The following is a 23,655-nucleotide window of genomic DNA, read 5'->3' on the forward strand; positions in this document are numbered from 1 at the left end:
TTCGGCGCCTTTTGTCTGCGGTTAAGGCATGTTTTACTGGCAACAGAGCGCCACTAGTAGAGCTAGTAAGGAGAAGTACGCCGTGCCCAGCCCCAATCTCCCGCCCGGGTTCGATTTCACCGACCCCGACATCTGGACCGAGCGCATTCCGGTCGAAGAGTTTGCCGAGGTGCGCGCGACCGCGCCGATCTGGTGGAACGAGCAGGCCCCGGGCGAGGGCGGCGGCTTCCACGACGGCGGCTACTGGGCGATCACCAAGCTCAACGACGTCAAGGAGATCTCGCGGCGCAGCGACATCTTCTCCAGCTACGAGAACGGCGTGATCCCGCGGTTCAACAACGACATCGCGCGCGAGGACATCGAGGTCCAGCGCTTCGTCATGCTCAACATGGACGCGCCGCACCACACCCGGCTGCGCAAGATCATCTCCCGCGGTTTCACGCCGCGCGCCGTCGGACGCCTCGAGGACGAGCTCCGCGAGCGCGCCCAGAAGATCGCCCGCGACGCCGCCGCCATGTCGTCCGGCGACTTCGTCGAACAGGTGTCCTGCGAGCTGCCGCTGCAGGCGATCGCCGGGCTGCTCGGGGTGCCGCAGGAGGACCGCGACAAGCTGTTCCGCTGGTCCAACGAGATGACGGGCAACGACGACCCCGAGTACGCCGATATCGACCCGAAGATGTCGTCGTTCGAGTTGATCCAGTACGCCATGCAGATGGCCGAGGAGAAGTCGAAGAACCCCGGCGATGACATCGTGACCCAGCTGATCGAGGCCGACATCGACGGCGAAAAGCTCTCCGACGACGAGTTCGGCTTCTTCGTGGTGATGCTCGCCGTGGCCGGCAACGAGACCACCCGGAACTCCATCACCCAGGGGATGATGGCGTTCGCCGACTTCCCCGACCAGTGGGAGCTGTACAAGAAGGAGCGCCCGGCGACCGCCGCCGACGAGATCGTCCGCTGGGCTACCCCGGTCAGCTGTTTCCAGCGCACCGCGCTGGAGGACTACGAGCTGTCCGGGGTGACCATCAAGAAGGGCCAGCGGGTGCTGATGTTCTACCGGTCGGCCAACTTCGACGAAGAGGTCTTCGAGGACCCGTTCACCTTCAACATCTTCCGCGACCCCAACCCGCACGTCGGGTTCGGCGGCACCGGTGCGCACTACTGCATCGGCGCCAACCTGGCCCGGATGACGATCAATCTGATCTTCAACGCCGTGGCCGACCACATGCCCGACCTCACGTCGATCTCCAAGCCGGAGCGCCTGCGGTCCGGCTGGCTCAACGGCATCAAGCACTGGCAGGTCGACTACACCGGTCAATCCCCAGTGGCGGGCTGATGGACTTCGATCTCACCGCGACGCAGCAGGCCGTCGCCGACGTGGTCACGTCCGTGCTCGAGCGGGAATTGAGTTGGGACGCCCTGGTCGGCGGCGGCGTGACGGCGCTGCCGGTGCCGGAAAGCCTCGGCGGCGACGGCGTGGGTCTGCCCGAGGTCGCCACGTTGCTCACCGAAATCGGCCGCCACGGCGCCATCACCCCGGCGCTGGCCACGCTGGGCCTCGGCGTGGTGCCGCTGCTCGACCTCGCGTCGGAGGAGCAGCAGGGCCGTTTCCTGGCCGGGGTCGCCAAGGGCGGGGTGTTGACCGCGGCGCTCAACGAGCCCGGCGCGGCGCTGCCCGACCGGCCCGCCACCACGCTTGCGGGCGGGCGGCTGTCGGGCACCAAAATCGGTGTGCCCTATGCCGAACAGGCCGATTGGCTGATCGTGACCGCCGACAGCGCCGTCGCGGTCGTCTCGCCCCGGGCCGACGGCGTGCGGCTGGTGCGCACGCCGACGTCGAACGGGTCGGACGAGTACACGGTCACGTTCGATGGCGTGGCAGTCGCCGATGCCGACGTGCTGGCCGGCGCGGCCCCGCCCCGGGTCAACCAGCTGGCGCTGGCGGCGATCGGCGCCTACGCCGACGGCCTGGTGGCCGGGGCGCTGCGTCTCACCGCCGACTACGTGGCGGGTCGCAAGCAGTTCGGCAAGCCGTTGTCGACGTTCCAGACCGTGGCGGCGCAACTGGCCGAGGTCTACATCGCTTCGCGCACCATCGATTTGGCGGCGAAGTCGGTGGTGTGGAGGCTGTCGGAGGGCCGAGACGCCGACAGCGACCTCGATGTGCTCGGGTACTGGCTGGCTTCGCAGGCGCCGCCGGTGATGCAGCTGTGCCACCACCTGCACGGCGGGATGGGCATGGACATCACCTATCCCATGCACCGGTACTACTCCACGATCAAGGACCTGACCCGGCTGGTGGGCGGTCCTTCTCATCGTCTCGATCTGGTAGGGGCGCAATGTTCATAGACCTGACCCCGGAGCAGCGGCAGCTGCAAGCCGAACTGCGGGAATACTTTTCGAACCTCATCTCGTCCGACGAGATGAAGGCGATGGAGCAGGACCGCCACAACGAGGCCTACCGCGCGGTGATCCGGCGGATGGGCAAGGACCGCAAGCTCGGTGTCGGGTGGCCAAAGGAGTTCGGCGGCCTGGGTTTCGGCCCGATCGAGCAGTCGATCTTCGTCAACGAGGCGCACCGGGCCGACGTGCCGCTGCCCGCGGTGACGTTGCAGACGGTCGGGCCGACGCTGCAGCAGTTCGGCAGCGAACTGCAGAAGAAGAAGTTCCTGCCGGCGATCCTGGCCGGCGAGGTGCACTTCGCGATCGGCTACACCGAACCCGAGGCGGGCACCGACCTGGCGTCCCTGCGGACCACCGCCGTGCGGCACGGCGACGAGTACATCGTCAACGGCCAGAAGGTGTTCACCACCGGCGCGCACGACGCCGACTACATCTGGCTGGCCTGCCGGACCGACCCGGAAGCCGTGAAGCACAAGGGCATTTCGATCCTCATCGTCGACACCAAGGATCCCGGCTACTCCTGGACGCCCATCATCTTGTCCGACGGCGCCCACCACACCAACGCCACCTACTACAACGACGTGCGGGTGCCCGCCGACATGCTGGTCGGCGAGGAGAACGGCGGGTGGCGCCTGATCACCACCCAGCTCAACAACGAGCGGGTCATGCTGGGCCCCGCGGGCCGGACCGCCGGCATCTACGACCGCGTGCACGCCTGGGCGTCCAAGCCGGGCGCCGACGGGGTCACGCCGATCGACCACGCCGATGTCAAGCGGGCGCTCGGCGAGATCTACGCGATGTGGCGGATCAACGAGCTGCTCAACTGGCAGGTGGCCGCGGCCGGTGAGGACATCAACGTCGCCGACGCCGCGTCGACGAAAGTCTTTGGGACGGAGCGGGTTCAGTACATCGGCCGGCTCGCCGAGGAGATCGTCGGCAAGTACGGCGACCCCGCCGAGCCGGACACCGCCGAGCTGCTCCGTTGGCTGGACTCTCAAACCAAACGCAACCTGGTGATCACTTTCGGTGGAGGCGTGAACGAAGTCATGCGTGAAATGATTGCGGCCGCGGGGCTGAAGGTGCCGAGGGTGCCCAGATGACGGACATTGCCGAAGCGATCGCGGAGATCAAGGCGACCGCCGGAGCGAAGCCGCGCGCCGGCCGTGATCCGGTGAACCGGCCGACGATCAACAACTGGGTCGAGGCGCTCGGTGACCGCAATCCGATCTACGTGGACGAGGCCGCGGCCCGAGCCGCCGGGCATCCGGGAATTGTCGCGCCGCCGGCCATGATTCAGGTGTGGACGATGTTCGGCCTGGGCGGGGAGCGTCCGAAGGACGACCCGCTGGGCCCGATCATGCAGCTGTTCGACGACAACGGCTACATCGGTGTGGTCGCCACCAACTGCGAGCAGACCTACCACCGCTATCTGCAGCCGGGCGAAGAGGTCACCATCTCCTCGGAGATGGGCGACATTGTCGGGCCTAAGCAGACCGCCCTCGGCGAGGGCTTCTTCGTCAACCAGCACATCATCTGGCGCGTCGGTGACGAGGACGTCGCCGAGATGAACTGGCGCATCCTCAAGTTCAAGCCGCGGGAGGAGTCGTCCGGTTCCGCCGTCCCCGACGACCTGGACCCCGACGCCATGATGCGCCCGTCGTCGTCGCGGGACACCGCGTTCTTCTGGGAGGGCGTCAAGGCGCACGAGTTGCGGATTCAGCGGCTCGCCGACGGCGGCCTGCAGCACCCGCCGGTGCCCGCGGTCTGGCAGGACAAGTCCGAGCCGATCGACTACGTGGTGGCCAGCGGTAAGGGGACGGTGTTCAGCTTCGTCGTGCACCACGCGCCGAAGGTGCCCGGCCGCACGTTGCCGTTCGTGATCGCGTTGGTCGAGCTCGAGGAGGGCGTGCGAATGCTGGGCGAGCTGCGGGGTGCGGACCCGGCCACGGTGAAGATCGGAATGCCCGTGCGCGCAACGTATATCGACTTTCCGGAATGGAGCCTCTACGCGTGGGAGCCGGACGAATGACAGCATCCGTTGGCACCGTGCTGCCCGAGTTGAAACTGTATGGGGACCCCACGTTCATCATCTCGACGGCCATCGCCACCCGGGACTTCCAGGACGTGCACCACGACCGGGACAAGGCCGTCGCGAAGGGCTCCAAGGACATCTTCGTCAACATCCTCACCGATACCGGCCTGGTCCAGCGCTACCTCACCGACTGGGCCGGGCCGTCGGCGCTGATCAAGTCGATCGGGCTGCGGCTCGGGGTGCCGTGGTACGCCTACGACACCGTGACGTTCTCCGGCGAGGTGACCGCCGTCGACGACGGGCTGATCACCGTGAAGGTGGTGGGCCGCAACAGCCTTGGCGATCATGTGATTGCGACCGCGACGCTGACGATGGGGGCCGCGTGATGTTGTCCGGGAAGGCGGCGATCGTCGGGATCGGCGCCACCGACTTTTCGAAGGACTCCGGCCGCAGCGAGCTGCGCCTGGCCGCCGAGGCGGTGCTGGACGCGTTGGACGACGCCGGCCTGAGCCCTGCCGATGTCGACGGGCTGACCACGTTCACGATGGACACCAACACCGAGGTGGCCGTCGCGCGGGCGGCCGGGATCGGCGAACTGAAGTTCTTCTCCAAGATCCACTACGGCGGCGGGGCCGCGTGCGCGACCATCCAGCAGGCGGCGATGGCGGTCGCGACCGGCGTGGCCGATGTCGTCGTCGCCTACCGGGCGTTCAACGAACGGTCCGGGATGCGGTTCGGCCAGGTGCAAACGCGGCTGACGGAGAGCGCCGACTCGACCGGCGTGGACAATTCTTTCTCGTACCCGCACGGGCTTTCCACCCCGGCAGCGCAGGTCGCGATGATCGCCCAGCGCTACATGCACTCCTCCGGCGCGACCAGCCGGGACTTCGGCGCTATCTCGGTGGCCGACCGCAAGCATGCCGCCAAGAACCCCAAGGCGTACTTCTACCAGAAGCCGATCACCATTGAGGACCACCAGAATTCGCGGTGGATCGCCGAGCCACTGCGGCTGTTGGACTGCTGCCAGGAGACCGACGGCGCGGTGGCGATCGTGGTGACTTCGGTGGAGCGCGCGCGGGACCTCAAGCAGCGGCCGGCGATCATCGAGGCGGCGGCCCAGGGGTCCAGCCCCGACCAGTACACGATGGTGAGCTACTACCGCGACGAACTCGGGCTGCCCGAGATGGGGCTGGTCGGTCGGCAGATGTGGCAGCAATCCGGTCTCAAGCCGACCGATATCCAGACCGCGGTGTTGTACGACCACTTCACGCCGTTCACGCTGATTCAGTTGGAGGAGTTGGGCTTCTGTGGCCGCGGCGAGGCGAAGGACTTCATCGCCGACGGTGCGATCGAGGTGGGCGGCAGGCTTCCGATCAACACGCACGGCGGTCAACTCGGCGAGGCCTACATCCACGGCATGAACGGCATCGCCGAGGGCGTGCGGCAGCTGCGCGGCACCTCGGTGAACCCGGTGCCCGACGTCGAGCATGTGCTCGTCACCGCGGGGACCGGCGTGCCGACGTCGGGGTTGATCCTCGGCTGAGGCTTGTCCCCATCCCCTCGGTGGGCTGAAGTGACGCGGGCGGTTACGCGTGACACGCTGGCGCCGTGTACCAGGAATCACATCAGTCACTCGGGGAAAGTGGTAATACCTTCTCCAACTTGATGGCGCATGCGATATCGCGCCGACCGTGAACCGCTATACCTACCGGGTTGAATGGTCGGCTGAGCATGGCGAATTCGTTGGCCGGTGTATCGAATTCTCGTGGTTGTCGCGCTGGGCCCCGACCCTGCGGGAGGCCACCGCCGCTATCGAGCACGCGGTCGACGAGTTCATCGCCGAGCGGCAAGCGGCCGGCGAAGACGTGCCGAGGCCACTGACCGAGCGCCAATACAGCGGCAAGTTCGTCGTCAGGACGTCCCCGGCGTTACACGCGCGGCTCGCCATCGAAGCCACCGAGCAGAACGTCTCGATGAATCAATGGGTGGTGCAAAAGCTCTCCGGAAACCGTGGGCCGAGTCTGGGCGACCTCTTCGGTTTCGATTGAGGCGACAGTGATATCGCATGCGCCAGCGCTTTGCGAAGCATGTCATGCCCTCCCCGCAGGTACGGGTGTGACTGCTGGGGCGCAAACCAGCTGTGGGTCAGGCGGGGACCAACTCCACGCCGCTCAGCACGACGGCGTTGTCGCGCGCAGGCGCGACAACGCTGGCCACGAACCGGCCGTTCTCTTTCCAGATGCCGACCTTGAGCGTCTCACCCGGGAAGGCCACGCCGGCGAACCGCGCGCCGTAGGCGGCCACCGCGCCGGCATCGCCGTCCAGCAGCGCGTCGGTGATCGCCTTGCACGTCATGCCGTAGGTGCACAGCCCGTGCAGGATCGGCCGGGGAAAGCCTGCGGCGGCGGCGAATTCGGGATCCGAGTGCAGCGGGTTGCGGTCGCCGCACAGCCGATACAACAGCGCCTGCTGCGGCAGGATCGGCACGTCGACCTCGAGATCCGGCGCCCGGTCGGGCGCGGCGTCCGACGAGGACGGCCCGCGTTCCCCGCCGAATCCGCCCTCGCCGCGGGCGAAGATCGATCGCCGCTGCGTCCACAGCAGCGTGCCGTCGGGGGCGCTGACCGCCGTCTCGCTCCAGATCACCGCGGCCTTGCCCTTGTCCCAGATCTCGGTGAACCGGGTGACCGCGCGGGCCGACCCCGACGGCGGCAGCGGCGCGGGCACTTCCACGCGCTCGGACGCGTGCAACACCTTGCCCAGCTCGATGTCGATGCCCGGGAACTGCACCGTCGGCGGCTTGGTCATGTGGAAGCTGGCCGCAACGTTGCCGAAGGTCGGCAGCACCTGGGGTGTCTCGTCCACCAGATAACGGAGTTCGCGGGGGTCCATCGGGTCCGCGCCGGCGCCCAGCCCCAGGTGATACAGCTGGATATCGCTACTGGTCCAAGAGAATTCGATGGGGTCCAGCTCGGCGGCCAGCGCGACGTCTACGTCGATCGGCATGTCAGGCCCCCTCGGCGATGTGCAGGGCGGCGAGGTAACCGAACGTCATCGCCGGACCGATGGTGCCGCCCGGGCCGGGATAGGTGTGCCCCATTACGGGCGCGCTGACATTGCCCGCGGCATAAAGGCCGTCGATGACGCTGCCGTCGTCGCGCAGCGCGCGGCCGTGCACGTCGGTGCGGATGCCGCCCTTGGTGCCCAGGTCGCCGGGCACCATCTTGGCGGCGTAGTAGGGCGCGTGGGTGAGCTCGCCGAGGTTGGGGTTCGGCTTGTTGGTCGGGTCGCCGTAGTAGCGGTCGTAGGCGCTCTCGCCGCGCCGGTAGTCCTCGTCGACGCCGGAGCGCGCAAACCCGTTGAATCGCCGCACGGTGGCCACGAATTCGTCGACCGGAAGGCCGGCCTTCTCGGCGAGCTGCTCCAAGGTGTCGGCCTGGATGATCACACCGGAGTCCAGCCACTTGCGCGGAATGCGTTGTCCGGGCTGCAGTCCCGCGAAGATGTAGCGGTCGCGGTACTGCTGGTCGAACACCAGCCAGGCGGGGATGTTCTCGCCCGGGCCCGGTCCCTGGCCGTATTCCCCGCCGTACATGTGGTGGCAGGCTTCGACGTAGGGCATCGATTCGTTCATGAACCGCTTGCCGGACATGTTGACGATGATCGACCCCGGCGAGTTGCGCTCCGACAGCGCGAACCACGGCGCGCCGACCAGCGGCACCGTCGGGCCCCACCAGGCGTCCTCCATGATGTCCAACGCGGCGCCCAGCTTTTCGCCGGCGAGGATGCCGTCGCCGGTATTGGCCTTGGCACCGACGGTCCATTCGGTGGTGATCGGCGCGCGCTGGTACTTCACCCGCATCTGCTCGTTGTGCTCGAAACCGCCGCAGGCCAGGATCACCCCGCGTCGGGCCCGGATCAGTTGTGGCTCGGCGGATTCCGACGAACTGGCGTCGCGCGCATAGACCCCGCGGACCACGCCGTCCTCGACATACAGGTCGGTCAGGGCGGTGTTGAGCACCACCGGAACGCCGGCGCGCTGCAACCCGATCCGCAGCGGCCCGATCAGCGCGCGCCCCATGCCGACCAGGTTCTTGCCGGTCGCCTTGGCCCACATGGTGCGCGCGCCGACCTTCAGGCTGCGCGCCACGCCCCGCGGGTGCCGCTTGAGCTGGTTGAGCCGCACGTAATCCTGTTGCATCACAACCACGTTGAGCGGGACCTTGCCATAAGCGGGTTCGAGGCCGGGTTCGTCGGCGCCGAGCTTGCGGGCGTTGAACGGCTTGGGCTCGATCGACCGGCCCTCGGCGCGACCGCCCGGCGCCTCGGGGTAGTAGTCGGAGTAGCGCGGCACCCAGCACATCTTCAACGGCGTGTGCTTGAGCACGAACGAGAGCATCTCGGGACCGCGCTCGAGGTAGGCGTCGATGCGCTCGGGCTCCACGATGTCGCCGATGATGCCGTGCAGGTAGGTGCGGGCCGCCTCGGCGGTGTCCCGAACGCCGTCGCGCTGGAGCACCTCGTTGTTGGGAATCCAGACGCCGCCCCCGGAGCGCGCGGTGGAGCCGCCGAAATGGGGGGCCTTCTCGATCACTATTGTCGAGAGGCCCCGGTGCGCGGCGGCAAGGGCAGCCACCATGCCGGCCCCGCCGCTCCCGACCACGACGACGTCGTACTCCTGCGCTGTCATGTAGAACACGTTATAGAATTGCCCGGGCCGGGCGCTACTGGCCCGGTCACACCGATGACTTGAGGACGAGGGGACTTCGGAGGAATGCTCAGTGTTGCGATCCGCGACGAGCTGGCCGCCGACCTGGCGCAAGCGGAGCGAAGCCGCGAACCCATCGCGCCGCTGACCGCCGCGTACCCGGACATCGACGTCGTCGACGCCTACGAAATTCAGCTGATCAACATCCGCCAGCGGGTGGCCGAAGGGGCCCGCGTGCTGGGCCACAAGGTGGGCCTGTCGTCGCTGGCGATGCAGCAGATGATGGGGGTCGACGAGCCGGACTACGGCCATCTGCTCGACGAGATGCAGGTGTTCGAGGACACCCCGGTGAAGGCCGGCCGCTACCTGTATCCCCGCGTCGAGGTCGAGGTGGGTTTCATCCTGTCCGCCGACCTTCCGGGCGCCGGCTGCACCGAGGACGACGTGCTGGCGGCCACCGAAGCCCTGGCCCCGTCGATCGAGCTGATCGACACCCGCATCACCGACTGGAAGATCGCGCTGTGCGACACCATCGCCGACAACGCCTCGTCGGCGGGTTTCGTGCTGGGCGAGGGGAGGGTCGCGCCGGCCGACATCGACGTCAAGGCGATCGACGCGGTCCTGACCCGCAACGGCGAGGTGATCGCCGAGGGCCGCAGCGACGCGGTGCTGGGCAACCCGGTCACCGCGGTCGCGTGGTTGGCCCGCAAGGTGGAAAGCTTCGGGGTGCGGCTGCGAAAAGGTGACATCGTGTTACCCGGATCGTGCACCCGGGCGATCGATGCACACGCCGGAGACGAATTCGTCGCCGAGTTCACCGGGCTGGGTTCCGTTCGGTTGTCGTTTGAATAGTGTCGGATTAGTTTTGAACTAATCCAGATAAAAGGGAGCATCATGCCGTCTAAGGCGAGTGTGGCGATCGTCGGGTCGGGAAACATCAGCACCGACCTGCTCTACAAACTCCTTCGCTCCGACTGGCTGGAACCCCGCTGGATGGTGGGGATCGACCCCGAGAGCGAAGGCCTGGCGCGGGCCCGCAAGCTCGGGTTGGAGACCACCCACGAGGGCGTCGACTGGCTGTTGGCGCAGTCGGAGAAGCCCGACCTGGTGTTCGAGGCGACCAGCGCCTACGTCCACCGAGACGCCGCGCCGAAGTACGAGGCCGCCGGCATCCGGGCCATCGACCTGACGCCGGCCGCGGTGGGTCCCGCGGTGATCCCGCCGGCCAACCTGCGCGAGCACCTGGACGCGCCGAACGTCAACATGATCACCTGCGGCGGGCAGGCCACGATCCCGATCGTGTATGCCGTGTCGCGGGCCGTCGAGGTGCCGTACGCCGAGATCGTGGCGTCGGTGGCGTCGGTCTCGGCGGGGCCGGGCACCCGGGCCAACATCGACGAGTTCACCAAGACCACCAGCAAGGGCGTCGAGACCATCGGCGGCGCCAAGCGGGGCAAGGCGATCATCATCCTCAACCCGGCCGACCCGCCGATGATCATGCGCGACACCATCTTCTGCGCCATCCCCGAGGACGCCGACCGCGACGCGATCGCCAAGTCCATCCACGACGTCGTCGCCGAGGTGCAGACCTACGTGCCCGGCTACCGGCTGCTCAACGAGCCGCAGTTCGACGACCCCTCGATCAACTCCGGCGGGCAGGCCCTGGTGACCACCTTCGTGGAGGTCGAGGGCGCCGGGGATTACCTGCCGCCGTACGCGGGCAACCTGGACATCATGACCGCGGCGGCGACCAAGGTCGGCGAGGAGATCGCCAAGGAGACGCTGAGCGTTGCGGGAGGCACCCGATGAGCGACATCTTCTTCAATCCCATCTGGGACGTCCGGATGACCGACACGTCGCTTCGGGACGGCTCCCACCACAAGCGCCACCAGTTCACCAAGGACGAGGTCGGCGCCATCGTGGCGGCGCTGGACGCCGCGGGCGTGCCGGTCATCGAGGTGACGCACGGCGACGGGCTGGGCGGGTCGAGCTTCAACTACGGGTTCTCCAAGACGCCCGAGCAGGAGCTGATCAAGCTCGCGGCCGAGACGGCCAAGGAGGCCAAGATCGCCTTCCTGATGCTGCCCGGCGTCGGCACCAAGGAGGACATCAAGGAGGCGCAGAACAACGGCGGCTCGATCTGCCGGATCGCCACCCACTGCACCGAAGCCGACGTGTCGATCCAGCACTTCGGGCTGGCCCGTGAGCTCGGGTTGGAAACCGTCGGCTTCCTGATGATGGCCCACACCATCCCGCCGGAGAAGCTGGCCGCCCAGGCGCGCATCATGGCCGACGCCGGCTGCCAGTGCGTCTACGTCGTCGACTCGGCCGGTGCGCTCGTCCTCGAAGGAGTGCGCGACCGGGTGGCGGCGCTCGTCGCAGAACTGGGCGATGACGCCCAGGTCGGTTTCCACGGTCACGAGAACCTCGGGCTGGGGGTGGCCAACTCGGTCGAGGCCGTCCGCGCGGGCGCCAAGCAGATCGACGGCTCCTGCCGCCGCTTCGGGGCCGGGGCGGGCAACGCGCCGGTCGAGGCCCTGATCGGGGTGTTCGACAAGATCGGCGTGAAGACCGGCATCGACTTCTTCGACATCGCCGACGCCGCCGAGGACGTCGTTCGCCCGGCCATGCCGGCCGAATGCCTGCTCGACCGCAACGCGCTGATCATGGGCTATTCGGGCGTCTACTCCAGCTTCCTCAAGCACGCCGTGCGGCAGGCCGAGCGCTACGGCGTGCCGGCCCACGCGCTGCTGCACCGGGCGGGTCAGCGCAAGCTCATCGGCGGCCAGGAAGACCAGCTCATCGACATCGCTCTGGAGATCAAGCGCGAACAGGCCGACGGGGCCGTCGTCACCCGCTGACGGAGCCCGTTGATCCGCGGCGACTTTATTAGCCGCCGAATTTGCCCAAAAGCGAGACGCCACGCCGAATCCGCCTTACCGTCCCTTTGACGTCTGTGTTCGCGCCGAAAAGGACGGAAACGATGAGTTTCATAATGTTGCCGCCGGAAATTAATTCTTTGCTGATGTTTTCGGGCGCGGGATCGGCGCCCTTGCTGGAGGCCGCCGCGTCCTGGGACGGGCTGGCCGCGGAACTGGCCGATGCGGCGGCGTCGTTTTCGTCGGTGACGGCGGGTCTGACGGGTCAGGCGTGGCAGGGCCCGGCGGCCGCCGCGATGACGGCCGCGGCCACACCGTACAGCGGGTGGTTGAGCGCCGCGGCCGCGCAGGCCTCCGAGGCGGCGGCCCAGGCCCAGGCGGTGGTCAGCGCGTTCGAGGCGGCGCAGGCCGCGACCGTGCAGCCGCCGTTGGTGAACCTCAACCGCAACTCGCTGGTGCAGCTGGTGATGTCGAACTGGTTCGGCTTCAACGCGCCCGTGATCGCGCAGCTCGAGGGCGAATACGAACAGATGTGGGCGGCCGACGTCGAGGCGATGTTCGGCTATTACTCGGGGGCTTCGTCGGCGGCGGCGGCGATGACGCCCATCGAGCAGCTGGAGCAGGCGCTCATGAGCCTGCCGAATTTGTTGCCCGGCAACATCGGCAACGCCAACCTCGGCGGCGGCAACAAGGGCAACCTCAACCTGGGCAGCGGCAACACGGGCAACACCAACGCCGGCGGCGGAAACAGGGGCGACGCGAACGTCGGCGGCGGAAACACCGGAAACTCCAACTTCGGCAGCGGCAACATCGGCAACGGCAATTTCGGCAGCGGCAACGGAATCAGCATCGCTCCGAGCAACGGCAACTTCGGCAACGGCAACATCGGCAACAACAACTACGGCAGCGGCAACACCGGCACCGGCAACGTGGGCTTCGGCAACGTCGGGGTGTCCAACGTCGGGATGGGCAACAGCGGCGGCAATGGCAACGTCGGCGCGGGCAACACCGGCAACAACAACATCGGGTTTGGCCTCACCGGTAACAACCTGGTCGGTGTAGGCAATGCGTACTTCGACAGGACCACCGGTCATTTCGTCTTCAACGGTTTGAACTCCGGCAGCGGCAACATCGGCTTCGGAAACTCCGGCACCAACAACATCGGATTCTTCAACTCCGGCAACGGGAACGTGGGCTTCTTCAACTCGAGCGACGGAAACGTCGGGATCGGAAACTCCGGTTCGCTCGTTGCCGCCGTCAACGCCGGCCATAACACCGGTTTCGGCAACTCGGGCGGTCTCAACACGGGCTTCGGAAACGCGGGCGGCTTGGACACCGGCATCGGCAACGGCGGCCTGGCGAACTTCGGGTTCGGCAACTCGGGCCAGCTGAACGCCGGCATGTTCAACTCGGGGGTGGTCAACACCGGCAGCTTCAATGCGGGCCGCTTCAACACCGGTGACATGAACTCAGGCATTCTCAACACCGGCGAGGGCAACTCCGGCAGCACGAATACCGGCGCTTTCAATGCGGGGTCGCTGAACACCGGCGTTGGGGCCGTCGGCACCGGGCCGGGGACGAACTCGGGCTTCGGCAACACCAAGCCCGGGTCGTCGGGCTTCTTCAACACCGGCGCGGGCAACTCCGGCTTCTTCAACGGGGGTTTCAACAGTTCGGGCCTGTACAACACGGCGACTTCGCAGGACGACGCGGGCATCGGGAACTCGGGCTTTCAGACCGTGGGCCTGGGTAACTCCGGGAGTGTGGCTACCGGCTTCTACAACTCGGGCACCGTAAACTCGGGCGGCTTCAACAAGACCAACCTGGTTTCGGGATTCGGCCACTGACGCCCACCCCGTGGCCGGGCTCATCGGCCTGTGCGCGGGCGGACTAATCTATAAAATGCTTTGAATCCGGCGGAAGGCAGCGATCCTCCGCCTGGGTTGGTTTAGCGTTGTCTTGATTGCATGCGCCGCTAGGGGATTCGATGAGTTTCTTGACGTTGCCGCCCGAGATCAACTCGCTGCTGATGTACGCGGGTGCCGGCGCGGCGCCGATGCTGGAGGCCGCCGCGGCCTGGAACGGGCTGGCGGCCGAGCTCGGGTCCGCGGCCGAATCGTTCTCCTCGGTGACGTCGACCTTGGCAAGCCAGGCCTGGCAGGGCGCGGCCGCGCAGGCGATGGCGTCGGCGGCCGCCCCGTACGCCGGGTGGTTGAGCGCGGCCGCGACGCAGGCCGCCGGCGCGGCATCCCAGGCCCAGGCGGTGGCCAGCGCCTTCGAGTCGGCGCTGGCCGCGACCGTGCACCCGTTGCAGGTGGACGCCAACCGCAACGGCCTCGTGCAGCTGGTGATGTCCAACCTGTTCGGCCAGAACTGGCCGGCGATCGCGGAAACCGAGTTCCAATACCTCGAGATGTGGGCCCAGGACGTCTCGGCGATGGTGGGCTATCACGGCGGGGCGTCGGCGGCGGCCGGACAACTGCTGTCCGGGCAGGCGAGCCTCCCGCCCATTCCCAGCATCCCGGGCATGGGCGGCCTGGCCGGCGGCGCTGCCGGTCAAGGCCCGATCAGCACCGGTGCCACCGGCGCGGCGGGCGGAGCCGCGGGCGGCGTCGCCCCGGCCGGCGCCGCCGGCGGAACGGGCGGCGACGGGGGCGGGAGTGTCGGCGCCGGTGGGGTCGCCGCGGGCGGCGGAACGCTGGACAGCGGCTACGCCGGCGCGGCGGCTGGCGGCGACGTCAACGCCGGTGTCGGGACGGCGGGCGGCGCCGACGTCGGCGCCGGGAGCGTCGGCCCCGGAAGCCTCGGCGGCGGGAGCGCCGGGAGCGTCGGTGCCATCGGTGGCATGAACCCGGGCTTGATCGGGGCCGGCGGCATGGCGGCGATGACGATGGCGGCCGCGGCGAACAGTTCCTCGGCATCCGCGGGCACGGCGCCCGCGCCGCAGGCCCCGGCGGCGAAGGAGCCCGCTGCGGCGCCGCCGGCGGAACCCGTGGCACCGGAAGTCGAGGAGGCCTTGGAAGCGACGATCCCCGCGGCCGCAACGCCTCTCACCGCGACATCGACCGCGGCGGGACCGGCGGCGGAGGTCTCGGAGACCGCGAAGGCCGAGACCACCGCGACGGAAGCGCGCGGGTCGGGCGAGCGGGTCGCGGTGGCGATGCCGCTGGACGAGCCTTCCGAACCGGAAGCCCGGGCGAACTGACCCGCCTCACCAGCGGAGCCGTTTTCCCTCCCGCCGGCGCGGGTACTGTGGATTGCAAGCCTGTGCAAAGGAGCAATCCGATGACTGTGAAAGTCGCTATGGGCCGGGGGTTGTACGGCCTGGTCGCCGGGGGGCTGGTGGGCGCCGCCGCCTCGGTGCTGATCGCCATGCCGTCGGCCAGCGCGGACCCGCCGTGCAACCAGACGGTGGGCAATTCCATCGACGCGTACCTCAACCGGCATCCGGACCTGCATGCGCAGCTGCAGGCCAAGTCGCAGGCGGAGGGCGACGGCGGCGACGTCATCGCCTACCTGAATCGGCACCCGGATGTGCGGCAGCACCTGATCGACCTGTCCCAGCAGTGCGCGCCGTAGTGAGTCGGCCTCGTCGCTGAACACCGGGGCGGACACGCGGGAACGTTCGCCATTGACTAAAAAGTAGAACACGTTCTAGCGTCTAGACGTGTCCGCAAACCCCTTGAGTGGCCCGCTCGCCTCTGCGATCGCCGAGGCCGAACAGCTCGTCGCCGCCGCCCCGTTCATCGAGACCGAAGCCGACCTGCTCGAAGGCCTGCAATATCTGGCCGGCTGCATCGCGGCCTGCACGCACCTGGCCTTCGACTACGACCGCGACCACCCGTTCCTGCAATCGGGCACCGGGCCGTTCACCAAGATGGGCCTGGACAACCCCGACACCCTGTACTTCGGCACCCGGGTGCAGCCCGACCACGAGTACGTCGTCACCGGCCGGCGCGGCACCACCACCGACCTGAGCTTCCAACTGCTCGGCGGCGAGTACACCGACGACAACGTGCCGGCCAGCCAGGCCGCCTTCGACGATCGTGAACTCGACATCGCCGCCGACGGCAGCTTCGAGTGGCGGGTGCGACCGACCAGCCCCGGCCAACTGGTGATCCGTGAGGTCTACGGCGACTGGGCGGCGCAACGCGGCACGCTGAGCATCGCCCGGACCGACACGGCGGGCACCGCGCCGCCCCCGTTGACGCGCCAGACGATCGAAAAGCGTTACGCCACAGCGGGTAAGCAACTGGTGAACCGGATCAAGACGTGGCTGCAGTTCCCCCAATGGTTCTACCTGGACATCCCGGTCAACACCATGGTCGCGCCCAGGCTGACCCCCGGCGGGCTGGCGACCCAGTACTCGTCGGCCGGGCACTTCGACCTGCAGCCCGATCAGGCCCTGGTGATCACGATCCCGGTCTCGGACGCTCCCTATCTGGGCTTCCAGCTGGGCAGCCTGTGGTACATCTCGCTGGACTACATCAACCACCAGACGTCGCTGAACAACACTCAGGCGCAGGCGGATCCGGACGGCAAGGTCCGCATCGTCGTGGCCGACCAGAACCCGGGCGTGACCAACTGGGTGGAGACGCTGGGACATCGGCGGGGCTTCCTGCAGTTCCGCTGGCAACGGGTGTCCCGCGAGCTCATCGAGGCCGACGGGCCGACGGTCGAGCTCGTCGACTTCGATGCCGTGCCGGGCGCGCTGCCGTACTTCGAGCACAACAAGATCTCCGAGGACGGGTGGCGAGCGCGAATCGCGTTGCGTCAACAGCAAATTCAGGCAAGGATGCTGGGATGACAAAGTTGCTCGACGGCAAGGTCGTGGTGATCAGCGGTGTGGGCCCGGGCCTTGGTACCACGCTGGCGCACCGTTGCGCACGCGACGGCGCCGACCTGGTGCTGGCCGCCCGCAGCCTGGACCGGTTGGAGGCCGTCGCCAAGCAGATCGCCGACCTCGGGGGCCGCGCGACTACGGTGCGTGCCGACATCACCGACGAAGACCAGGTGAAAAACCTCGTCGATGCGACGCTGGAGGCCTACGGCAGGGTGGATGTGCTGATCAACAACGCGTTCCGGGTGCCGTCGCTGAAACCATTCTCGGGCACCAGCTTTCAGCACATCCGCGACGCGATCGAACTCAGCGCACTCGGGGCGCTGCGGCTGATCCAGGGGTTCACGCCGGCGTTGGCCGAGTCGAAGGGGTCGATCGTCAACGTCAACTCCATGGTGCTTCGGCATTCGCAGGCCAAGTACGGCGCGTACAAGATGGCCAAGTCCGCGTTGCTGGCGATGTCGCACTCACTGGCCACCGAATTGGGTGAGCAGGGGATCCGGGTCAATTCCGTTGCACCGGGCTATATCTGGGGCGAGACGCTGCAGGGCTACTTCAACCACCAGGCCGGCAAGTACGGCACCACGGCCGAGCAGATCTACGAGGCCACGGCGGCCGGCTCCGACCTCAAGCGGCTGCCCACCGAGGACGAGGTGGCTTCGGCGATCCTCTTTTTGGCCAGCGACATGTCCAGCGGCATCACCGGGCAGACGCTGGACGTCAACTGCGGGGAGTACCACACCTGATGACCGATCGGACCGACGTCGGCACCGTCGACGACCTGCACGCATCGGCCACCAAGCTGACCGGCCTCGACGACTTCGGCGCCGACGACGACAACTACCGCGAGGCGCTGGAGGTGCTGCTCGACTCCTACCGGCGCGATGCGGGCCTGACGGTGTTGGGCAGCAAGATGAATCGGTTCTTCCTGCGCGGTGCGCTGGTGGCCCGGCTGCTGTCCGAGTCCGCGTGGAAGCAGCACCCCCAGCACGCCGACGTGGCGATCCAGCGGCCGATCTTCGTCACCGGGCTGGTGCGCACCGGAACCACCGCGCTGCACCGACTGCTGGGGGCCGACCCGGCGCACCAGGGGCTGCACATGTGGCTGGCCGAGTTCCCGCAGCCGCGCCCGCCCCGCGAAACCTGGGATTCCCACCCGCTGTACCGCCAGCTCGACGCGCAGTTCACGCAGCACCACGCGGAGAACCCCGGCTACACCGGCCTGCACTTCATGGCCGCATACGAGCTGGAGGAGTGCTGGCAGCTGCTGCGGCAGTCGCTGCATTCGGTGTCCTATGAGACGCTGTCGCATTTGCCCACCTACTCAAAGTGGTTGGCGCAGCAGGACTGGACGCCGTCGTACCGCCGGCACCGCAAGAACCTCCAGTTGATCGGGCTCAACGACGCCGACAAGCGATGGGTGCTGAAGAACCCCAGCCACCTCTTCGCGCTGGACGCCCTGATGGCGACCTACCCCGACGCGCTGGTGATCCAGACGCACCGGCCCGTCGAAACCATCATGGCCTCGATGTGCTCGCTGGCGCAGCACACCTCGGAGGGCTGGTCGACGACCTTCGTCGGCGCCGAAATCGGCGCTGACGCAATGGAAACCTGGTCGCGCGGGCTGGAGCACTTCAATACCGCGCGCGCCAAATACGATCCGGCCCAGTTCTACGACGTCGACTACCGCAAGCTGATCGCCGACCCGATGGGCACCGTGGCCGACATCTATCGCCATTTCGGTCTGACGCTGACCGACGAGGCGCGGGCCGCGATGGAAAAGACCCACGCCGACAGCCAGTCCGGGGAGCGCGCGCCCAAACACACGTATTCGCTGGCCGACTACGGGCTGACCGTCGAGGCGGTCAAGGAGCGATTCGCCGGGCTGTGAGAGCGCCGGGCCTCAGTCCTCGGGGTGGTCCAAATACCCCTCCGCGGCGGCGTGCTCGATGCTGTCGCTCAGCTTCGGGCATGCCCGCGCCCGCGCGGTATGCCCGCCGGAGTCCCGTATTTCGGTGAAGTACGCGCAGCGCTGGGCCGCCTGCGTGCTCCACTGCACCGCGGTGTGGCCCGGGCCCAGCCTGCGGACGGTCACCGTGACGTGGCAGAACCGGCAATCCACCGGCAGCAGCCCCGACGTCAGGTAGCGCTCGCGATCGGCGCGGCTGGCCTCGGCCACCGCGGCGGCCCGCTGCGGATCACCGGCGAAATCCCTTGACTTCGACCAGGATCCGGAGCCGGGTTTACCGTCGTGCGGCGTGTCGTCGTCGTGGTGGTCGCCGTGCAGCGCCAGCATCGACCGGGCGAGCCGATCGACGTCGGGCACCGGATCGTCGGGCATGGCCCTAGTGTTGCTCGGCCGGAACGTCTTCGGCGCGGGCCTTCAGGTTGTCCTCGACCTCGGCGTTCCAGTACTCGTTGGCGCGGGTGGTGTCGACCTCGATCTCGAAGCGCTCCACCATTTCCGGCTGGATGTCGGCCACATCGACGTAGAACTGCTGGTACCAGCGACGCAGCTGGTAGACCGCGCCGTCCTCCTCGACCAGCAGCGGATTGTCGATGCGCGTCTTGTGTTTCCAGATCTCGACGTCCTGGAGGAACCCTTTGCTGACGCCCTCGGTGAACACCCGCGACAGCTTGTCGGTCATCTCGTCGTCCATGCCCTTGGGCTTTTCGACGGTGACACCCCACTGCAGCACGAACGAGTTCTGCGTGACGGGGTAGTGGCAGTTGATCAGGATCGACTCGGCCTTGTAGCCGCCGTAGCTGTTATGCAGCCAGTTGATCATGAACGACGGACCGAAATAGGACGCCTCGGAATCCAAATGCGCTTCGCCGTAGGAGGTTCCGAGGTCGTTCACGTCGGGCCGGCCCACGTTGTGCAGGTACTGCGAGGCGATGTGGCCCTCGAAGACGTTCTTGAAGTACGTCGGCAACCCGAAATGGATGTAGAAGAAGTGCGCCATGTCGGTGACGTTGTCGATGATGTCGCGGCAGTTGGACCCCTCGATGAGGATGCTGTTCCACCGCCAGTTGGTCCACTCGTCGCTGTGGGCTTCGGGAATGTCGGGGATCCGGACCGCCGGGTCCGGCGGGTTGCCCTCGTGGTCGTGCCACACGAACAGCAGGCCGCCGCGGACGTCGGTGGTCCACGACCGGGTGCGCGCCGTCTTGGGCGTGCGCTTGGCGTACGGCACCAGCTTGCAGCGCCCGTCGCCACCCCAGCGCCAGTCGTGGAACGGGCAGGCGACCTCGTCGCCCTTGATGGTGCCCTCGGACAGGTCGCCGCCCATGTGCCGGCAGTACCCGTCGAGCACCTTGAGGTCCCCGTGCGAGTCGGCGAAAACCACCAGTTTGGTGCCGAACGCCTGAATCGCGTGCGGCTTGCCGTCCTGGAAGTCCTTGGCGACGCCCAGGCAATGCCAGCCCCGGGCATACCTCGTCGGCAGAGCGCCGGGGTCGATTTCCCGGATGCCGGCCGCTTTGGTGTCGGTACTCACCTGTCACCTCCAACTAGTCTCTAACTAGAACACGTTACAGTTTTGGGTCGGGGTGGCGCAATGACGGCGGCCCTGGCCACGACATATTCGCCTTGAGGTATATGTAGACGATGCCGCTGTTTGCTTTCGAGGGCCGCTCGCCGCGCGTCGATCCCACCGCGTTCGTGGCCCCGACCGCGACCCTGATCGGCGACGTCACCGTGGAGGCGGGCGCTTCGGTCTGGTTCAACGCCGTGCTGCGCGGCGACTACGGGCCGATCGTGGTGCGCGAGGGCGCCAACATCCAGGACGGATCGGTGTTGCACGCGCCGCCCGGCATCCCGGTGGACATCGGCCCGGGGGCGACGGTGGCCCACGTGTGCGTCATCCACGGCGTCCACGTCGGGCCCGAGGCGCTGATCGCCAACCACGCCACGGTTCTGGACGGCGCCGTGATCGGCGCGCGCAGCCTGGTCGCGGCCGGGTCCCTGGTGCTGGCCGGCACCCAGATCCCGCCCGGGATGCTGGCGGTCGGGTCGCCGGCGCAAGTCAAGGGCCCCATTGCGGGGACCGGCGCGGAGATGTGGGTCAACGTCAACCCGCAGGCCTATCGCGACCTGGCGCAGCGGCACCTGGCCGGGCTGGAGCCGATCTAGCCCGATACCTTCTTGACCGACGCGGTCGCGCGGTCCAGTTCCCAGTACGCTCGCAGGGCGGTCATCTTGCCCTCGTCGTCGGCCTTGTAGGTGAACACGCCCTCCGCGGTCACCTGGTAGTCGCCCGTGGTGATCAGGATGTGCCCGACGTTGGCTTCCTCGTTGCCGCACTGGTAGGTGTCGCGGAAGACGAACTCGATCTTCGTGGTGGGGGCGATGGCCTTGTCCCAGAAGGCCGAAATCGCGTCGCGCCCGCGGTGCCCCTTGCCCTCGGGGTCGAAGTGCGACGGCCCGATGGGGTCCTCGACGATGGCGTCGTCGGCGAACACCGCCAGCCAGGCGTCCTTGTCCCTGGCCATGACGGCCTCGCGGGAGCGGCGGCCGGCCTCGTGCGCGGGGTGCACGGTCAGGCCTTCTCGGGCTTGTCGGCGCCGACCACCCACATGGAGTAGTACTGCGAGCCGCCACCGTAGGCGTGCCCCAACGCCTTTCGCGCGCCGGGGACCTGGTGGTCCCCGCCCTTGCCCATCACCTGGATCGCCGCCTCGGCGAAGCGGATCAGGCCCGAGGCGCCGATCGGGTTCGACGACAGCACGCCGCCCGACGGGTTCACCGGCAGCCGCCCGCCGATCTTGGTCTCGCCGGCCTCGGTGAGCTTCCAGCCCTCGCCCTCGGGTGCAAACCCGAGGTTTTCCAACCACATCGGCTCGAACCACGAGAACGGCACGTAGATCTCGGCGGCGTCGATCTCGTCGATCGGGCTGGTGATACCGGCCGCCTTCCACAGCGCGGCGGCCGCGTCACGCCCGGCCTGCGGGCTGACCTGGTCGCGTCCGGAGAACTGCAGCGGCTCGGTGCGCAGCGCCGTGGCGTGGATCCACGCGACCGGATTGCCTTGGGCCAGGCGGGCTTCGGCGGCCTCCTCGTTGCCGATAACGACGGCGGCGGCGCCGTCGGACGAGGGGCAGGTCTCGTCGTAGCGGATCGGGTCCCACAGCATGGGCGACTCCATCACCTTCTCCAGGGTGATGTCGGGCTGGTGCAGGTGCGCCAGCGGGTTCTTGGCGCCGTTGAGCCGGTCTTTGACCGCGACCATGGCGCCGATGTTCGTCGGCGCGCCGGATCGACGGATGTAGGAGCGCACGTGCGGGGCGAAATACCCGCCCGCGCCGGCACCCACCGGCTTGATGAACGGGATCGGAATCGACAACGCCCACATGGCGTTTGACTCCGATTGCTTTTCCCAGGCCATCGCCAGCACGCGCCGGTACTTGCCGGATTGCACCAGGCTGGCGGCCACGACTCCGGTGGAGCCGCCGACCGACCCCGCGGTGTGCACCCGGATCAGCGGCTTGCCGGTGGCGCCCACGGCGTCGGCCATGAACAGCTCGGGCATCATGACGCCCTCGAAGAAGTCCGGCGCCTTGCCCACCACGACGGCGTCGATGTCGTCGAAGGTGGAACCCGAGTCCTCCAGCGCCCGGTCGATCGCCTCGCGCACCAGGCCGTTCATCGAAACGTCTTGGCGCTTGGCGACATACTTCGTCTGCCCGGTACCCAATACCGCGGCGAGGTGTGCCCCTGCACCGGCCATCAGTTCTTCCCTTCCATGACCGCGACCAGGTTCTGCTGCAGGGCGGGACCGCTGGTGGCGTGCGCCAGCACCCGCTCGGCTGAACCGTTCCAGATGTGTTGTGCCGCAAAGCCGATGCGTTCCAGGCCGGCGACGAACATGGGGTTGGCCGCCAGCGCACCGCCGGACGGATTGACCTTCGTCTTCCCCGGAATCCTGATGGCCTCCGCCAGGATCAGGTGCTGGTGGGTGAACGGCGCGCAGATCTCGGCGACGTCGAGGTTGTGGGTATTGCCGCCGGTCGCCACGTGCGCCGCCACCTTGGTCGACGGCGACTCGGTGAGGTCGCGCGCGCCGAGCACCGGCGTCTCGATGCGATGCTCGATGCCGGTGATCCAGGCCGGGTTTTCGCGCAACTCGCGCGCCCGGTCGTCGGCGGCGAGCACGATCGCGGCCGCGCCGTCGGTGACCGGCGCGATGTCGTGGCGGCGCAGCGGGTCGGCGAAGAACGGCCGCTCCAGCAGTTCGTCGAGGCTGACCGGGGGCTCCACCGAGTCGACACGTTTGGCGTTCGCGAAGGAATCGAACGCGACCCGCGCCATCTGCAATTCGTTCCACTTGCCGATATCCAGCCCGATGCGGGCCTGCAGCCCGGCCATCGACACCGAGTCCGGCCACAGCGGCGCGACGGTGTAGGGGTCGGTCTGGCGCGAGAGAATCTGACGGAGTATCCCGGCCGAGGACTTGCCGAAGCCGTACACCAGCGCGGTGTCCACCTCGCCGGTCAGGATCTTGATGTAGGCCTCGTAGAGCGCCCAGGCCGCGTCCATCTCGACGTGCGACTCGTTGATCGGGGGGACGGCGCCGATCGAGTCTATCGCGGAGATGAACGAAAACGCCCGGCCGGCAAGGTAATCGGAGGACCCCGAGCACCAGAAGCCGATGTCGGCCTTGGTGATGTTCAGGTCGTCGTAGAGCTGGGCGAAGCAGGGCATCAACATCTCGACGCCGTTGGTGGTGCCGTCGGTGCGGCGGACATGCGGGGCGTGGGCGAAGCCGACGACCGCAACGTTGCGAGCGCTCAT

The 23,655-nt window shown here is 67.8% G+C and carries 23 protein-coding genes and 1 pseudogene; 17 read left to right on the forward strand and 7 right to left on the reverse strand.

Going from position 1 to position 23,655, the window contains the following annotated elements; all coding sequences use genetic code 11:
* Window positions 1-82: 82 nt before the first annotated feature.
* The 7 genes from AC5Y4Z_RS08340 to AC5Y4Z_RS08370 all read left to right on the forward strand — a co-directional run bounded on the left by AC5Y4Z_RS08340 (window position 83) and on the right by AC5Y4Z_RS08370 (window position 6,483).
* The gene (locus AC5Y4Z_RS08340; RefSeq protein ID WP_499962502.1) at window positions 83-1,336 is read left to right on the forward strand and encodes a cytochrome P450; all 1,254 of its coding nucleotides are present in this window, start codon (window positions 83-85) and stop codon (window positions 1,334-1,336) included.
* Window positions 1,336-2,349, forward strand: a complete 1,014-nt coding sequence (locus AC5Y4Z_RS08345; RefSeq protein WP_499962504.1) for an acyl-CoA dehydrogenase family protein — start codon at window positions 1,336-1,338, stop codon at window positions 2,347-2,349. The genes AC5Y4Z_RS08340 and AC5Y4Z_RS08345 overlap by 1 nt, the downstream gene beginning before the upstream one ends.
* On the forward strand, window positions 2,340-3,503 hold the full coding sequence (gene fadE29 / locus AC5Y4Z_RS08350; protein ID WP_499962507.1) for an acyl-CoA dehydrogenase FadE29: 1,164 nt from the start codon (window positions 2,340-2,342) through the stop codon (window positions 3,501-3,503). The genes AC5Y4Z_RS08345 and fadE29 overlap by 10 nt, the downstream gene beginning before the upstream one ends.
* A complete protein-coding gene (locus AC5Y4Z_RS08355; protein ID WP_499962509.1) occupies window positions 3,500-4,432 on the forward strand; it encodes a bifunctional MaoC family dehydratase N-terminal/OB-fold nucleic acid binding domain-containing protein in 933 nt (310 codons plus the stop codon). The genes fadE29 and AC5Y4Z_RS08355 overlap by 4 nt, the downstream gene beginning before the upstream one ends.
* The gene (locus tag AC5Y4Z_RS08360) at window positions 4,429-4,821 is read left to right on the forward strand and encodes a MaoC family dehydratase (protein WP_499962511.1); all 393 of its coding nucleotides are present in this window, start codon (window positions 4,429-4,431) and stop codon (window positions 4,819-4,821) included. Before AC5Y4Z_RS08355 ends, AC5Y4Z_RS08360 begins: the two co-directional genes overlap by 4 nt.
* Window positions 4,821-5,978 carry a 17-hydroxy-3-oxo-4-pregnene-20-carboxyl-CoA lyase gene (ltp2, locus tag AC5Y4Z_RS08365; protein ID WP_499963288.1) on the forward strand — a complete coding sequence of 386 codons (1,158 nt, stop codon included), beginning with the start codon at window positions 4,821-4,823 and terminating at the stop codon, window positions 5,976-5,978. Before AC5Y4Z_RS08360 ends, ltp2 begins: the two co-directional genes overlap by 1 nt.
* A 148-nt stretch (window positions 5,979-6,126) precedes the next feature.
* Window positions 6,127-6,483 (forward strand): type II toxin-antitoxin system HicB family antitoxin, encoded by a 357-nt coding sequence (locus tag AC5Y4Z_RS08370; RefSeq protein ID WP_499962513.1) that lies wholly within the window; start codon window positions 6,127-6,129, stop codon window positions 6,481-6,483.
* A gap of 97 nt (window positions 6,484-6,580) precedes the next feature.
* Here AC5Y4Z_RS08370 and chsH3 read toward each other — a convergent pair whose 3' ends face one another.
* The gene (gene chsH3 / locus AC5Y4Z_RS08375; RefSeq protein WP_499962515.1) at window positions 6,581-7,441 is read right to left on the reverse strand and encodes an enoyl-CoA hydratase ChsH3; all 861 of its coding nucleotides are present in this window, start codon (window positions 7,439-7,441) and stop codon (window positions 6,581-6,583) included.
* Between the two features lies 1 nt (window position 7,442).
* Window positions 7,443-9,125 (reverse strand): 3-oxosteroid 1-dehydrogenase, encoded by a 1,683-nt coding sequence (gene kstD / locus AC5Y4Z_RS08380; RefSeq protein WP_499962517.1) that lies wholly within the window; start codon window positions 9,123-9,125, stop codon window positions 7,443-7,445.
* A gap of 84 nt (window positions 9,126-9,209) precedes the next feature.
* Here kstD and AC5Y4Z_RS08385 point away from each other — a divergent pair, with 84 nt between their 5' ends.
* The 9 genes and pseudogenes from AC5Y4Z_RS08385 (at window position 9,210) to AC5Y4Z_RS08425 (ending at window position 18,753) form a co-directional block, all read left to right on the forward strand.
* Window positions 9,210-9,995: a 2-keto-4-pentenoate hydratase gene (locus tag AC5Y4Z_RS08385; protein WP_499962519.1), complete on the forward strand. Its 786-nt coding sequence runs from the start codon at window positions 9,210-9,212 to the stop codon at window positions 9,993-9,995.
* 42 nt (window positions 9,996-10,037) lie between these two features.
* Window positions 10,038-10,952: an acetaldehyde dehydrogenase (acetylating) gene (locus AC5Y4Z_RS08390; RefSeq protein WP_499962521.1), complete on the forward strand. Its 915-nt coding sequence runs from the start codon at window positions 10,038-10,040 to the stop codon at window positions 10,950-10,952.
* Window positions 10,949-12,004 (forward strand): 4-hydroxy-2-oxovalerate aldolase, encoded by a 1,056-nt coding sequence (gene dmpG / locus AC5Y4Z_RS08395; protein WP_499962523.1) that lies wholly within the window; start codon window positions 10,949-10,951, stop codon window positions 12,002-12,004. Before AC5Y4Z_RS08390 ends, dmpG begins: the two co-directional genes overlap by 4 nt.
* Window positions 12,005-12,126: 122 nt before the next feature.
* Window positions 12,127-13,869: a PPE family protein gene (locus AC5Y4Z_RS08400; RefSeq protein ID WP_499962525.1), complete on the forward strand. Its 1,743-nt coding sequence runs from the start codon at window positions 12,127-12,129 to the stop codon at window positions 13,867-13,869.
* Between the two features lie 140 nt (window positions 13,870-14,009).
* Window positions 14,010-14,579: pseudogene (locus tag AC5Y4Z_RS08405) on the forward strand (PPE family protein); the annotation flags it as partial.
* A gap of 728 nt (window positions 14,580-15,307) precedes the next feature.
* On the forward strand, window positions 15,308-15,601 hold the full coding sequence (locus tag AC5Y4Z_RS08410) for a hypothetical protein (RefSeq protein WP_499962527.1): 294 nt from the start codon (window positions 15,308-15,310) through the stop codon (window positions 15,599-15,601).
* Between the two features lie 103 nt (window positions 15,602-15,704).
* Window positions 15,705-16,829 (forward strand): hypothetical protein, encoded by a 1,125-nt coding sequence (locus AC5Y4Z_RS08415; protein WP_499963290.1) that lies wholly within the window; start codon window positions 15,705-15,707, stop codon window positions 16,827-16,829.
* Window positions 16,826-17,608: an SDR family oxidoreductase gene (locus AC5Y4Z_RS08420; protein WP_499962529.1), complete on the forward strand. Its 783-nt coding sequence runs from the start codon at window positions 16,826-16,828 to the stop codon at window positions 17,606-17,608. The genes AC5Y4Z_RS08415 and AC5Y4Z_RS08420 overlap by 4 nt, the downstream gene beginning before the upstream one ends.
* Window positions 17,608-18,753 (forward strand): sulfotransferase family protein, encoded by a 1,146-nt coding sequence (locus tag AC5Y4Z_RS08425; protein ID WP_499962532.1) that lies wholly within the window; start codon window positions 17,608-17,610, stop codon window positions 18,751-18,753. The genes AC5Y4Z_RS08420 and AC5Y4Z_RS08425 overlap by 1 nt, the downstream gene beginning before the upstream one ends.
* A 12-nt stretch (window positions 18,754-18,765) precedes the next feature.
* Here the strand turns inward: AC5Y4Z_RS08425 and AC5Y4Z_RS08430 are convergent, their stop codons facing one another.
* Window positions 18,766-19,203 carry a hypothetical protein gene (locus AC5Y4Z_RS08430; RefSeq protein WP_499962534.1) on the reverse strand — a complete coding sequence of 146 codons (438 nt, stop codon included), beginning with the start codon at window positions 19,201-19,203 and terminating at the stop codon, window positions 18,766-18,768.
* A gap of 4 nt (window positions 19,204-19,207) precedes the next feature.
* Window positions 19,208-20,362, reverse strand: coding sequence for a 3-ketosteroid-9-alpha-monooxygenase, oxygenase component (locus AC5Y4Z_RS08435; protein WP_499962536.1), 1,155 nt, complete (start codon window positions 20,360-20,362; stop codon window positions 19,208-19,210).
* A gap of 110 nt (window positions 20,363-20,472) precedes the next feature.
* On the opposite strand from AC5Y4Z_RS08435, the gene AC5Y4Z_RS08440 reads away from it, so the two are divergent.
* Entirely contained in the window at window positions 20,473-20,997 is a 525-nt protein-coding gene (locus tag AC5Y4Z_RS08440) for a gamma carbonic anhydrase family protein (protein WP_499962538.1), read from the forward strand.
* On the opposite strand, the gene AC5Y4Z_RS08445 is transcribed toward AC5Y4Z_RS08440, so the two are convergent.
* The 3 genes from AC5Y4Z_RS08445 to AC5Y4Z_RS08455 are packed head-to-tail and all read right to left on the reverse strand — an operon-like array spanning window position 20,994 to window position 23,655.
* Window positions 20,994-21,401, reverse strand: coding sequence for a nuclear transport factor 2 family protein (locus AC5Y4Z_RS08445; RefSeq protein ID WP_499962540.1), 408 nt, complete (start codon window positions 21,399-21,401; stop codon window positions 20,994-20,996). The genes AC5Y4Z_RS08440 and AC5Y4Z_RS08445 overlap by 4 nt on opposite strands.
* 2 nt (window positions 21,402-21,403) lie before the next feature.
* On the reverse strand, window positions 21,404-22,591 hold the full coding sequence (locus tag AC5Y4Z_RS08450; RefSeq protein ID WP_499962541.1) for a thiolase family protein: 1,188 nt from the start codon (window positions 22,589-22,591) through the stop codon (window positions 21,404-21,406).
* A complete protein-coding gene (locus AC5Y4Z_RS08455) occupies window positions 22,591-23,655 on the reverse strand; it encodes a thiolase family protein (protein WP_499962543.1) in 1,065 nt (354 codons plus the stop codon). Before AC5Y4Z_RS08455 ends, AC5Y4Z_RS08450 begins: the two co-directional genes overlap by 1 nt.

The organism is Mycobacterium sp. NGS63, assembly GCF_059812295.1.